Below are 12,981 nucleotides of genomic sequence, written 5' to 3' on the forward strand. Positions count from 1 at the left end.
CCTAGCGCGTGGGACGCCTCCTGAGTCCTCGACTTCCGTACGGCCTGCCATAGCTCAAGCTCACAGATGCTGCCCTAGCGAACGCGAGAAGGCGACCGTGGCCGTCCTGGTTGGAGGCGGCTCGGAGTTGAGCGCTACTCGCTGTGGCCGGGATGTAGGAGGCGCTTGCGCACTGAACAGGCGGCCGGCTGAAGGGGTGCCTAGCGCGTGGGACGCCTCCTGAGTCCTCGACTTCCGTACGGCCTGCCATAGCTCAAGCTCACAGATGCTGCCCTAGCGAACGCGAGAAGGCGACCATCGATGACCGGATCCAGTTTGGAGGGCCCGTGTCAGGACGGGGAAGGAAGGCTGCATAGCGAAGGCCAACGAGGACCCGAGGACTGGGGAGAATGGTGCATCGTGTTGATGCGGCCGTGAAGAGCTGAGGGCTTCCCAGGTTTGGTGCAGAGCTGCGCCCCGGGGTTGAGGTCCTCATCGAAATGGAATCCCCTGAGCAAGCGATCATCTTGTGGGTAGTGGGCTTGCATCTTGATCCCAGTGCTGTGGTCATTCCAGCTGCTGCGCGCAGCAGCTGACGCAGGCGCGTGACCCGGAAGGCGCATGTACGAGCGCTGACTTGGGATAGAGATATTCGTTGCACCGTAGTCCTGGGCCCCTTCCCTCGCGTCCGGGGCCGGCACCCCTGGAGAGACCCAGCCAGCCCATCCTTCATGCCCCGAGCGAGTGTTCGCTCCCTGCAGGGAGGCTGTCGACGGGCCGAAAAGCGCTAGACGCGGCCGGAGTTGACGGCTCTGCGGGAAGGACGGGCGCGTGGTCCGGGATGGTGAGGTGGTCCCCGGTGACGTCTCGCGCGGCACGTAAGACGGTGCCGTTGTCATCCAGACTGAAGGAGCGTGGCGTCCAATGACCCGTGACTTGGAGGTGGTGAGTGGGTCTCTCTCCCCGACGAGTTGGGCCGAGCGCGATCCATTGCGTCGACCACCGAAAAGGCGCGAAAGGGTGAAAACGCTCTCGCTCCCGCCTTGGACTGCAGCTCTGACCTGCGGCTTTTCCGGAATTCCCGCCTACCGGCCGAACTGGGTGTCACTGGGGTGTGTGCTCCCCGGGGGCGAGTTAGGCCCTCAGGCGGGCATTCAGGGCCTTCTTCGGATCCTCGAAGGTCGCTTCAGCCATCCCGTAAGGAGTGAGATGTAATTTTGGGTGTGACGCTGATCGAGACCACCACTGCGGATGCGCTCAAGTAGAGCTCGGCCAGAGCAGAGCACGCACAGCCCACGCATCTGTCCGCTGCGCAACCGGTCACGGCGAGCTCTGGAACGGCTCCGGCTGCCCGGCGGCACCTCGCCCATCGACAGACTCTGACTCATCCCAGACCCAACAGCCATCCGAGGCGACATACAGCCCTGTGATGGGCGCGCCCGTGGCCGGGTCGATTGCGCAGCCGTCGGCGCGGACGTGCTCCGGCTGCGCTATGGCCGGGTGCGGGAGTGGTTCCTGGCTCGCTGCACGGCGGCGCTCAGCGAGTCGCGCCTGCTCGTGGTGCCAGCGGACCCGCTGTGCCTCGTGGTGCTTGCGTCGGCGTGCGCTCGTCCCGGCGCTGCCCAGGCGTTCTGCGGCTTGAGGCCATCCGGAGACTGGGTCGGTGCAGTCCGGGGTCTGCGTGCCGATGCCTTCGAGGGCGGTGGGGGAGAGGTGGTAGAGCTCTCCCTCGTGGCGGATGAGGCCGAGGGACTTGAGCTTCTCGAGTTGTCGGTAGGCGGTCGCACGGGAGATGGAGGCGCTCGACCGGAGTTCGGTCAGACTCTGGCCGTCTTGCTCTGCGAGGGCGGCCAGAACGGCGAGTCCGCTGCCTCCCAGGCCGTGGTGGGCGAAGGCGTCGAGGTGCATCAGCTGGCCGGCTGTCCGGGAGTCGATGTCGGCGCCGGGATCGGGTTGTCTCACGTCTGGGCCACTCATGGCCCCCCCAGCCTCCGGCCCTTTGGGGGTGGACCAGTGGTGAGACGTCGTGGAAGGCAGCCGGGAGATGAGCATCCAGCGGGCGCCTTCAGTGGTGGAGCCGTTGTCGAGCTGGCGCAGCAGCTTGGCGTTGAGGAGGCGCTGGTTGGAGTTGTGGGCGGTGGTGCGGCTGCAGCCCATCCGTTCGGCGAGATCGCGTTCGGAGACGGTGTGGTCCCAGCTTCCGGCCTGGGTGCAGATCTCCATGCGGGCGATGAGGTTGCGCAGGTCGGTCTTGCCGGCGATGCCTTTCCAGGGGGTGCACTCGATGCGCGAGCGGAAGGCGGCCAGTGCGGCGTGGAAGTCCTGTCGGGTGCTGATGGGGTCGGTGGAGCGGATGTAGTGCTGTGCGCCGTCCCAGGCCCGTTGGAGCCAGGCGGAGGCTTTGTCGTAGCCGCGGCGGTGCTGGAGGGTGCGCGCGTGCTGTCCGGCCTTGTACGGCCCGTCGAGCATGACCTGGATGAAGGAGGAGCGGTTCCACCCCGCGCGGACGGCGTCGGCGGCCAGGGCGCGGGTCATTGCCCAGGCGTGGTCGGACGTGGCCGTGTTCTTCCCGCCGCGCTGGAGGTTGCCTCTTTCGTACGCGGCGTCCTTGTCGCCGAGGACGAGGAGCTTGTGCATGCGCGAGGACAGGGGCGGTAGCGCGGTCAGGAGCCCGGTCCTGCGCAGCGACTGTTCCCGCGAGTGACCGCTGAGGCCGGACTGAGCCACCTGCAGCTCCCAGGGCGTCTGGTGCACGGGCTGCGACGAGTGACCAGCGGGAGACCGGATGGGGGAGCGGGCCGGGGGGACCAGCCGCGCTCCAGTCGCCGGGCGGGCGGCTATCGAACTGACCATGATCACAGCACCCCCGCAGAACACCACGAAGCGCAGATGGAGAGCAGGTGCGGACACGGGGGCGGCGCCGCCGCTGCGGACCGGGCGTGCCATTGCGAAGGGCCAAAAAGGAGGCCCGCGCGGAGGGCATATCGGGGTGATTGGGGCAGGGGTGGGTGACAAGCGGCAGCAGTCTGCTGCATCATGAACGCGATCCGTTCCCGGTGTCGTGGAACGTCGAAGCCCCTTGGCAGGGGCGCGAGCTCCGGAGTGGGAGTGATTTCGCCCGGCTCCTTCGGCAAGGAGAAGCCGGGACTCGCTCGACTGGCAGGTCGGGCGATGACGAAGGGCCGGCGGTTGATGGGGTGGTGGCACACCGCATCGAGCGCGAGGCCGGGCCCGGTGTGTAGTGGCAGACAGCACCGGGGCCGCGGGGAGCTAGGTCATCGGATGCTCCCTGCGTAGTGGTCTGCCGTTCCTGACTGACACGTCGCCCTCCTTGGCTGGGTGTGGGCTGTGTCGAGGCCAACATGCGTATGCGCCCGGCAGCGTGGACCGCTGTGCGGGCGTCGGAGGGGCCGCTGCATGGCTGGTGAGAGGCAGGCGGCCCGGGCCTGGGTCACGCGACTTGGGCAACCGCGAAGCGCGGGTGGTCGATGACGATGCTGGTCTCGATGGCCGCCCGCTCGGCGTTGTGCATCAGCCGCCCGTAGGCGGCGACGGGGTCGCCTTGCGCGTGAGCGGGGGCCAGGATGCTGACGGCGGCGACCACCCGCGGCTCGGCGCCGGGGGTAGCCGGGGCGCCGGGTAGGCGGCGGAGGGGGACGGAGACCAGGATCCAGCCGGGCAGCGGCGACTCGGTGAGCGCGACCTGGGTGGATCGGATCTGGCGCAGGTCCTCACGCAGCGGGGTGTCGTGGCTGGCGAGGTTGGCGAGCATGACCAGGCCCGGCGCGTCGGAGTCGAGGGGGGCCCGGCTGAGTCTGTGCACGGCCCCGGGGGTGAAGCCCAGTTCGCGACGGAGGTGCTCGTCGTGGGCGCCGGCGGCGGCAATGCACAGGCGCTCGCCGGTGACGGGGGAGTAGGTGTGCAGCAGCACGATCTGCTGGGTGCGGTTGTGAAGGCCTTCGAGGAGGAGGGGGGCGTCCAGCAGGGGAGTGGTGCTGGGGTGCACGAGCCCCGGTGTGTCGGTCGGGGCGGCCGCGGTGGGGCGCAGTTCCCAGTACCCGAAGCGGGGCCGGTAGCACACCTTGGCCTTGAAGAGCTGCAGCAGCCGTCGGCGGACTTCTTCTTCGTCCATGGTCGTGCGGGCGGTGATTGCGGCGGACTTGTGCGGACCCGGGCCGAGTTGCAGCAGGGCATGGAGTACTGCGTTCGTGCGGTCGCGCTCCTTGCGCTGATGCGAACGGCGTGTGCCGGTGTCCACGATCCCTCCCCGTTGCGCCAATTCAGCACGTCAGCCAGGGCGGTTGGTGCTGTTGGTCTGTCCACAAGATCTCTATCTGGGTGCAAGCGGGGTTGACCAGGAACACCCCCTTCCGGAAGACCCTCTTCCTGTGACGGATTGTGAGCATTCCCCTTGACCTTGTGGCGGAAGATCCGGGTATCGACGCGTTCACGGCTGTCACTGCACGTCAGATGTGTGGAAACTTTCACGATTAAAATGTCGATAGATAGTCGTCGTCCGACGTGCGATTCCTCCGTCGAAGGGGAGATGTGTGTCCGTCGAGTCCGGCATTCGCCTCAAAATGGAATGCGACTGGTGTAGGCCTCTGCCTGCATGACACGCTCGCCCAGCGGGACCAGGCAGACCTATGAAGTCCCTGCGCCCGCGGAAAGGGTGATCGGAGGGATCGTCACGCATGTGTCGTAGCCGGGGCCGAGCTCGTCGACGACAGCGGACGCGGCCCGGTAGACGGCGCGGCACAGGGCGCGGCCGGGAGGGTCTTCCCGGCTCCACCAGCGGCCCCTTCGAGCCGCGACATCCATCAGCTCCGACAGTTCGACCCCGGACAGCTCCACGAACACGAGTCCGGCGCCGGCCGGTTGCTGCATGCCCTCGGCGAAGTGCACGGTGCCGTACCGGCGGGCGCATCGGGTGAGCATCGCCGACCATACGGAGGGCGCGCACACCAGCTCGATCCGGGCGATGCCCGCGGCGACGTTCAGCCTGCGGCGCCTTCGCATCCATTCCATCCCGTGCCCCTCGTCCTGGATCTCGGCAGCTGCCACAACCCGGGCGGCATCTCCCGCACCCACCCACCCACCCACCCACCCACCCACCCACCCACCCACCCACCTACACACGCGCCCGGTGGCCGCGAGGACCTCCAGGCCTGTCCGGTGGCAGCGGGCGGGATCTGATCGCAACTGGTGTTCCTCCCGGCGGGAAGAAGCGCGCTGGCACGCCGATCACCCGTAGCTCCTCGGGCACGCTGGGCCGTACTGCACCGAACCAAAGGTCCAGAAGGGGAGACGTCGAAGAAGGCGGGCGTGAGCGCACAGCCGCGGTCAAGGGGCCGGCCAGAGCGCCGGATCCGCAGCGCCGCTCACCTCCTGGTCCCGCATCAGACCCATGCTCGACGCCGCGAACAGCACCGCCCACACGGCGGTGGCTCAGATCAGGAGGAAACATGTACAGCCAGCCGGCAGGGGGAGACGCGGGCTGGGCCCCGAGCGCACAGAGCCAGCCGGCCAACGGCGACGACGCCGCTCCCGATCACGGGCCCTTCGCCGTCACCTACACGGGCCCGGACTGGTACGGCCAGGCCGCCCCCCAGCCCGGGCCCGCCACCACGCCCCCGGCACCGAGCCCGGCCGCTCCCCAACCGCAACAGGCCCCCGTACAAGCCGCGCCCACCTCCTGGCCCGGCCAGCCCGGCCCCGTCCAGCACCCTCCGCACCCGGAGCCGGTGCCGCCCGCGCAGCCCTCGCCGGCGAATTACCCCGCGCCGCCTCCGGCGGCCGCGTACCCGCAGCAGGGGCCGCCCTCCGCGCAGGACGGATACGGATACCCGCCCGCCGTCACGCACCCCGCCCCTGCCGCGCCCACGGCGCCCGCGTTCCCGGTCTCCAGCCCTGCACCCGCGGCCACGGCCTGGCCGCCGCAGCACACCGCGCCCGCCGCCATGCCGCCCGCCGCACAAGCCCCTGCGCAACCGCCTTCCCCCGCACCCACGTACATGCCGGCGCACCAGGCCCCTCCCGGCCCGGCGCAAGCACCGCTGGGGCACAGCGCCGCAACCGAGTTGTCCTCCGAACGTCTCCTGCGCGGGGCCCCGCCCAAGCCGCGCAGCGCCCGCCCCGGAACCCGCCCCTCGCGCTTCCGTCTCGGCGGTGCGCGGGAAGTCGCCGAGACGCAGCGCAAGCTGGAGCTCATCCGCACCCCGGTTCACGCCTGCTACCGGATCGCCGTGATCAGCCTCAAGGGCGGCGTCGGCAAGACCACCGTCACCACGGCGCTCGGCGCCACGCTCGCCAGCGAGCGCCAGGACAAGGTCCTGGCCATCGATGCCAACCCGGACGCCGGCACCCTCGGACGGCGGGTGCGGCGCGAGACCGGAGCGACCATCCGCGACCTGGTGCAGGCGATCCCCACCCTCAACACCTACATGGACATCCGCGCCTTCACCTCACAGGCCCCCTCCGGACTGGAGATCCTCGCCAACGACGTCGACCCCGCCGTCTCCACCACCTTCAACGACGACGACTACCGCCGCGCCATCGACGTCCTGGGCCGCCAGTACCCGATCGTCCTCACCGACTCCGGCACCGGCCTGCTCTACAGCGCGATGCGCGGAGTCCTCGACCTGGCCGAGCAGTTGATCGTCGTCGCGACCCCGTCGGTGGACGGCGCCTCCAGCGCCAGCACCACCCTGGACTGGCTCAACGCCAACGGCTACGCGGACCTGGTGCGCAGGGGCCTGACGGTGGTCTCCGGCGTACGCGAGAAAGGCAAGATGATCAAGGTGGAGGACATCGTGGCCCACTTCTCCGCCCGATGCCGCGGTGTCGTCTCGGTCCCCTTCGACGAGCACCTGGCGGTCGGCGCCGAAGTGGACCTGGACCTGATGCGGCCCAAGACGCGCGAGGCCTATCTGAACCTGTCCACCCTTGTCGCCGAGGGCTTCGCCACCCGCAGGACCACCCCGCCCGCCACCGCTCCCGCCGCCCCGGCGGCCTACCCCTTCCCGCCCCAGCCGGCCGAGCAGCACGGCTACGGCATGACCCCCGGGCACCCGCAGCACAACCCCTTCCCGCAGCAACCGCACTGACCGCCCGGCGCACAGACCAGGCCGGGCGAGGGCAGCGCGATGACGCGGCAAGTCCGCCTCGGGGGAGAGGAGTTCAACCCGTCTCCCGCCGTGCGGGAATGCCTGGCGCACCGAGGCAGGGAGGGCCTGATGTGGCCGCAGGCTGCTCGGAGCCGCAGTCGCCACCGAGGAGAACCCGCATGCCCCACACCGCCGAACCCCGCGCCCACGCCACACGGGCCGTAGCCGCCGCCATCGGGTTGACCACTGCCCTGACCCTGGCCGCCTGCGCGAGCGGCGCTCCCTCCAACGACCGCGAACCGGCCCCGCACACGCCCTCCGCCACCGCGAGCCCTGTTCCTCGGGGCGTTGTCACCCTCAGCGAGGCCAACACGGTCCTCGACACGTACCAGGACGTGAACAACCGTGCGAACGCGACCCGCGACGCCAAGCTCCTGGCCACGGTGGAAGCAGGGCAGCTGTACGCGCGCAGCAAGGCCGAGTTCGAGCAGTTCGAGACGCTGAGCGAGAAGGAACAGAAGGACTACGGCAAGCCGTTCACCTTCACCGACCGCACCTTCTACCTGCCGGCCGGGGGCAACTGGTTCGCGGCCCAGGCGACCACCAACGGTAAGAACCACACGGTGATGGTGTTCGAGAAGTCGCCCGCCACCGAAAACAGGTGGAAGAAGGTCGTGTCCCTGTTCCCCGCCAAAGCCCTGCCGCCGGTGCAGACCACCGACGGCGTCATCCGGACTGCCCCGGCGGCCACCTCCGTGGGAGCACTCGCACCGGACGGCGTCCCCGCGGCCGTGGAGGACCTCTTCGCCACCGGCGGCACCAAGCAGGGCGCCCCCCTGTCCCGGACGAGCGAGACCGTCAAGAGCATCCTCAAGACCTACCGGGAGCGCGGCAAAAGCCTGGGATCGCAGGCCAAGGTGAGCTTCTTCCCCAAAACCCCGGTCCACGAGAGGGTGTACGCCCTGCGCACGCGTGACGGAGTCCTCGCGATCGCACCCCTCGCGCACAACGAGGAGAGCCTCGTCCTGCAGCCCGGCCTGCAGATCACCCCGGGGAAGGTCGGCTCGGTGTACAACAAGTCGCCGCGCCCGGTGACGGTCGACGTATTCCAGGGCGAAGCCCTGGTACTCCTGCCCGAGAAAGGCCAGCCCGACATTCTGGACTACCGCTACGCCCAGACCGACTCCCGCTGAGGCAAGGTGGGTACAGCACCGGGGCCGCGCAGGGCCCCGGTGCCCCACCCTCCTTCTGACGGCGGGCCGCGTCGGCGATGCTTCCCGGACCAGCCCGATCACGCGGCGCGGGGGAGAAACTGCCGGACCACAGTCACATGCCCTTCCGCAGCCTCGTCGTGACCGCCCGTCAGCCGCACAGCCCGGTAGCGTCCAAGCAAATCTCTTGACCTGGGAGAAGCCTGTGCAGCCCATGCTCTTGTCGACCATCGCCGAGGTCTCCGGCGGTCGCCTGACCGACGCCCCCGCCCCGGAGGCCCTCGTCTTCGAGCCCGCCGTGTTCGACTCGCGCGAGGCCAAGCCCGGCTCGCTGTTCATCGCCCTGGCGGGCAGCGCCCGCGACGGGCACGACTACGCGGAGCAGGCGGCCGCGAACGGCGCCGTGGCCGCCCTAGCCACCCGGCCCGTCGGCGTCCCTGCGATCGTCGTCGACGACGTCCTCGCCGCGTTCGCGCGCCTGGGCGGCTACCTCGTCCGCAACGCCCTTACCGACACCCAGGTCATCGCGATCACCGGCTCGGCCGGCAAGACCTCCACCAAGGACTTCATCGCCCAGCTCCTGCCCGCCGCCGGAACCACCGTGGCCACCCCGCAGAGCTTCAACAACGAGATCGGCCTGCCGCTCACCATCACCATGGCCGACCCCTCCACCCGTTACCTGGTGCTGGAGATGGGCGCGAGGAAGATCGGTCACATCCGGGACCTGACCCAGATCGCCCCGCCCCGGATCAGCGTCGTCACCAACGTCGGCACCGCCCACGTCGGCGAGTTCGGCGGCCAGGACAACATCGCCCTGGCCAAGGGCGAGATCGTCGAAGCCCTTCCCGAAGGCGGGATCGCCGTCCTCAACGCCGACGACCCGCGTGTACGGAACATGGCCGAGCGGACGAAGGCCCGCGTCGTCACCTACGGCCTGGACGAGACGGCGGACATCCGCGCCACGGACGTCACCCTGAACGAGCAGGGGCAGCCGTCCTACACCCTCCACACGCCCGAGGGCACCGCGGCCGTTCGGCTGCAGTTCATCGGCCGGCCCCAGGTCTACAACAGCCTCGCCGCAGCTGCCGTCGCCCGCGAAGCCGGCCTCGCGGGCGCCCAGATCGCCGGCCTGCTGTCCGCGGCCACCACCAAGTCCCGGTGGCGCATGGAGACTCACACCCGGGCCGACGGCGTCACGATCATCAACGACGCCTACAACGCCAATCCGGACTCGATGCGCTCCTCCCTCGACGCGCTCGCGGCGATGGCCCGCGGCCATGATCAGCGGGCTATCGCCGTCCTGGGCCGGATGAACGAACTCGGAGACGGCGCCCGCGCCGCGCATGAGGACGTCGGCCGGCACGCGGCCGGCCTGCACCTGGACCAGCTCATCGTGGTGGGAGGGGACGAGGCCGGATGGATCCAGCAGGCCGCACGCGAGGCTGGGGCGAAGGCCGTGCACCTGCCCGACCAGGACGCCGCGCTGCACCTGCTGCGCACCACGCTCCGTGCCGGAGACGTCGTTCTGGTCAAGGCGTCCCGTGGGGTCCAGCTGCAACAGCTCGCCGAGGCACTGGTGCAGCCGGACCCCGAGCCCGCCGGCGCTTAGCTTGGTGTTTAACCTCGGCCGTTCACCTGACCCGCTGATCTTGGTTCGTTCCCGGGACAGCAGGGCGGCCGTTCTTCACGCTTCGAGGTGTCGAGCAACGTCGCGTGAAGGAACGGCCGCTGGTGAAGAGTCTCGCCGCTGAACAGTCCGCTGACGCCGCGTTGGGTGTCCTGTCCCACTTTCGTGTCCAGTTCTACGACTAGCCTCTACACCCGGGCGGATGCGCTCTTCGAGCTGACCGACGCGGTGCTGTGCTCGGACGGCCCGGTGACGTCGCTGGTCGAGTTGACGCTCACGGCCGAGCACCGGCGTGGGCACGGAGCGATGTACGACGCGGTCAACCATGGCTGGCTGGAACCGCGCCGCCTGCGCAGGCTGCTGGCCTCCACGCCGCTGCCGCGTGCCGCCGACGGGCGGATCGTACTCGCGGTGGACGTGAGCAACTGGTTGCGACCCGACGCCCCCACCAGTCCGGAGTTGCTGTTCTGCCACGTCTACGGACGGGGCCGCAGCGCGGATCAGTTCATCCCCGGCTGGCCCTACTCCTTCGTCGCCGCGCTGGAGACGGGACGCACGTCCTGGACGGCCGTGCTGGACGCGATCCGGCTGGGGCCGTCCGACGATGCCACCGCGGTGACCGCCACCCAGTTGCGGGAGGTGGTCACCCGGCTTGTGCATGCCGGGCAATGGCGGCCGGGCGACGCGGACATCCTCGTCGTCATGGACACCGGCTACGACGTCACCCGCCTCGCCTACGTCCTGGCCGACCTGCCCGTCGAGCTGGTCGGCCGACTCCGCTCGGACCGCGTCATGCTCCGGGACGCCGGCCCACGCCGCTCCACCCCACGCGGCGGACAGCCCCGCAAGCACGGCGGCGTCCTCACCTTCTCCAAGCCGGAGTCCTGGCACACCCCTGACCAGGCCACGACGTGCGACACCACCCGCTACGGCACGGCCGACGCCCTCGCCTGGGACCGGATGCACCCCCGATTGCAGGCCCGTGGCCCCTGGCTCGACCACTGCGGTGAACTCCCTTTGATCCACGGCACGTTGATCCGTCTGAAGGTTGAGCACCTGCCCGGTGACCGCAACCCGAAGCCGGTGTGGCTGTGGTCCTCGCGCACCGGGATGACCGGCGCAGACGTCGACCTGCGCTGGCAGGCGTTCCTCCGCAGGTTCGATCTTGAACACACCTTCCGGCTGTTCAAACAGACCCTGGGCTGGACCGTCCCCAAGGTCCGCGACCCGCACACGGCCGACCTGTGGACGTGGCTGATCATCGCCGCCCACACCCAACTCCGCCTTGCCCGGCCACTCGCCGAGGATCTTCGTCGGCCCTGGGAGCGGCCGGCGCAGCCTCGTCGGCTCACCCCTGCCCGGGTCCGCCGGGGGTTCCGCCACCTCCGCGTGAAGACCGCCCGTCCCGCCGACGTGCCCAGACCCTCCAAGCCCGGCCCCGGACGCCCACCCGGCTCGAAGAACCGCAGCTCAGCCCCACGTCACGAACCTGGAAAGACCGTGAAACGAATCGAAACCCTCACCGAACACGTGCGCCTGAAACAGCAGCGAGGTTAATGATCAAGCTTAGGCCGCAGCACAGCATTCAGACGGTGACGCGGTGGGGCTTGAACGAAAGTCCGTTTCACCAGCTCAGCGATAGTGACGGCTGCGCGGCTAAAACGCCGTTGCACGGTGGCGGGAACGCTCGCGAGTCAGCGGCGCGTTGTAGGGCCCGCTCGGCCGCGCGGCCGCCCGCCCCGGCCCATGAGGCCGTGCCGCCGATCAACGCGAGGGCGGAGCGTCGCTTCGCGGGATCATCACCTGCTTCGCCGGGCACCGCCTGCCGCGACGGGGGATGGTCAGAGCAACGGCCGGATGCCGCGTTTGGGCCCTTACTCCGCTCCCGCAGATCGGCATTGGCCGCTCGGTGGCCGTCGCCCAGCCCGCCGAGGAGGGCGCGTAAAGACCATCAACACCTGGTGGTCTGTCGCCGGTAACGGCACAGGCTCGATGCGGCAAGGAGGAAGTGAGCGTCCCGGAGAATTCGATCACGACAGGTTCCTGGCGTTGCAGCGCCGCCCGCTTATGGCGCGGGCTCGACTTTCAGGCACTTCCGCGGGTCTGCGGCTGGTGCGCGGTGACGACATTTAGTACCGCGCGCAGGTTGCGGGCGGATCCGGTGGTTGTGGCAACTGTGAGTGCTTGGCCCAAAAGACGGGTCGCCACGGCCCTCAACCACCCGGCGGGCGGGACGGCACAGTAACCCTTCAAACGGTCGGCTTGAGCAGCCCGGCAGCCACCAGCCCGGCCAGCCCCATGTCCGTGTCCGTCAGCTGCCCCGACAGGATGTGCGCCACATACTCGCCCTGCGGGAGGATAAGCGGCTCCACGAACTCCGCCTGGTCCGGTTGCGGCTCGGCCACCCGACGGCAGTCCCGCGCCAGCACCGCATGCCGCACATGAGTGGCGTAGGAGGCCAAGAAGGTCCGCATCACGACCTCGACCGAGCCCGCCTGATACCCCGTCTCCTCCAACAGCTCCCGGGCGGCCGCCACTTCGACGCCTTCTTCCGGCTCGACGATGCCTCCGGGCAGCTCCGCCAGTACCCGGCCCGGGCCCGGACGGAACTGGCGCACCAAAACCCCCTGCCCATCGTCGGTCAGCGCCACGATCGCCACTGTCCGCGGACCGTGGAGGATGTCCCACTGATCCTCCCGGCCATCGGGGTACCGGTACGTCCGGCACCCCACCTTCAAAAACCCGGCCGACTCAGGACGCTCACCCAGTAGCGTCCACTGCAACGCATCACGCTCATCAGTCACAACCCGTACCCTATCGACCCCTCACAGTCAGCACCGGGTGGATGAGAGCAGAAGTCAACACCTTGTCCGGGGAACAAGCTGAGCCCGTCGCATCCGAGTGGATGGCGTACGCGATGAGGGCTCGGGCTGGCCGGTAGCTACTTGCGGGCGTGCTCGCCGCCGAATTCGGAGGCGGAGCCACCAAGGGGTTTGACCATGACCTTGATGGCGTCGACCTCGCCGCGTCCGACACGCACGGCACCGGTCCCGGCGGT

The 12,981-nt window shown here is 69.5% G+C and carries 7 protein-coding genes and 1 pseudogene; 4 read left to right on the plus strand and 4 right to left on the minus strand.

The window, feature by feature from the left end; translation table 11 throughout:
• Positions 1–1,299 precede the first annotated feature (1,299 nt).
• The 3 genes from ACIBEI_RS22800 to ACIBEI_RS22810 all read right to left on the minus strand — a co-directional run bounded on the left by ACIBEI_RS22800 (position 1,300) and on the right by ACIBEI_RS22810 (position 5,043).
• Entirely contained in the window at positions 1,300–2,706 is a 1,407-nt protein-coding gene (locus ACIBEI_RS22800) for a helix-turn-helix domain-containing protein (RefSeq protein ID WP_398891593.1), read from the minus strand.
• A gap of 724 nt (positions 2,707–3,430) precedes the next feature.
• Positions 3,431–4,237 (minus strand): hypothetical protein, encoded by an 807-nt coding sequence (locus tag ACIBEI_RS22805; RefSeq protein ID WP_398891595.1) that lies wholly within the window; start codon positions 4,235–4,237, stop codon positions 3,431–3,433.
• Positions 4,238–4,623: 386 nt separating this feature from the next.
• A complete protein-coding gene (locus tag ACIBEI_RS22810) occupies positions 4,624–5,043 on the minus strand; it encodes a hypothetical protein (protein ID WP_398891597.1) in 420 nt (139 codons plus the stop codon).
• Between the two features lie 401 nt (positions 5,044–5,444).
• On the opposite strand from ACIBEI_RS22810, the gene ACIBEI_RS22815 reads away from it, so the two are divergent.
• From ACIBEI_RS22815 to ACIBEI_RS22830, 4 genes and pseudogenes are all read left to right on the plus strand, one after another.
• The gene (locus ACIBEI_RS22815; protein WP_398891599.1) at positions 5,445–7,085 is read left to right on the plus strand and encodes a MinD/ParA family protein; all 1,641 of its coding nucleotides are present in this window, start codon (positions 5,445–5,447) and stop codon (positions 7,083–7,085) included.
• A 179-nt stretch (positions 7,086–7,264) separates the two neighbouring features.
• Positions 7,265–8,278, plus strand: coding sequence for a hypothetical protein (locus tag ACIBEI_RS22820; protein ID WP_398891601.1), 1,014 nt, complete (start codon positions 7,265–7,267; stop codon positions 8,276–8,278).
• Between the two features lie 232 nt (positions 8,279–8,510).
• Positions 8,511–9,905, plus strand: a complete 1,395-nt coding sequence (gene murF / locus ACIBEI_RS22825; protein ID WP_398891603.1) for a UDP-N-acetylmuramoyl-tripeptide--D-alanyl-D-alanine ligase — start codon at positions 8,511–8,513, stop codon at positions 9,903–9,905.
• A 161-nt stretch (positions 9,906–10,066) separates the two neighbouring features.
• A pseudogene (locus ACIBEI_RS22830) lies at positions 10,067–11,480 on the plus strand (NF041680 family putative transposase).
• Between the two features lie 692 nt (positions 11,481–12,172).
• On the opposite strand, the gene ACIBEI_RS22835 reads toward ACIBEI_RS22830, so the two are convergent.
• Positions 12,173–12,727 (minus strand): NUDIX hydrolase, encoded by a 555-nt coding sequence (locus ACIBEI_RS22835; protein ID WP_398891605.1) that lies wholly within the window; start codon positions 12,725–12,727, stop codon positions 12,173–12,175.
• Positions 12,728–12,981: the final 254 nt, after the last annotated feature.

This window comes from Streptomyces sp. NPDC050988, from assembly GCF_044456225.1.
Taxonomy (GTDB): Bacteria; Actinomycetota; Actinomycetes; order Streptomycetales; family Streptomycetaceae; genus Streptomyces.

What these genes read in the sequence shown, in the direction of transcription:
- ACIBEI_RS22820 (WP_398891601.1), top strand. Translation starts at nt 7,265, where the DNA reads ATGCCCCACACCGCCGAACCCCGCGCCCACGCCACACGGGCCGTAGCC.
- murF (WP_398891603.1), top strand. Translation starts at nt 8,511, where the DNA reads ATGCTCTTGTCGACCATCGCCGAGGTCTCCGGCGGTCGCCTGACCGAC.
- ACIBEI_RS22815 (WP_398891599.1), top strand. Translation starts at nt 5,445, where the DNA reads ATGTACAGCCAGCCGGCAGGGGGAGACGCGGGCTGGGCCCCGAGCGCA.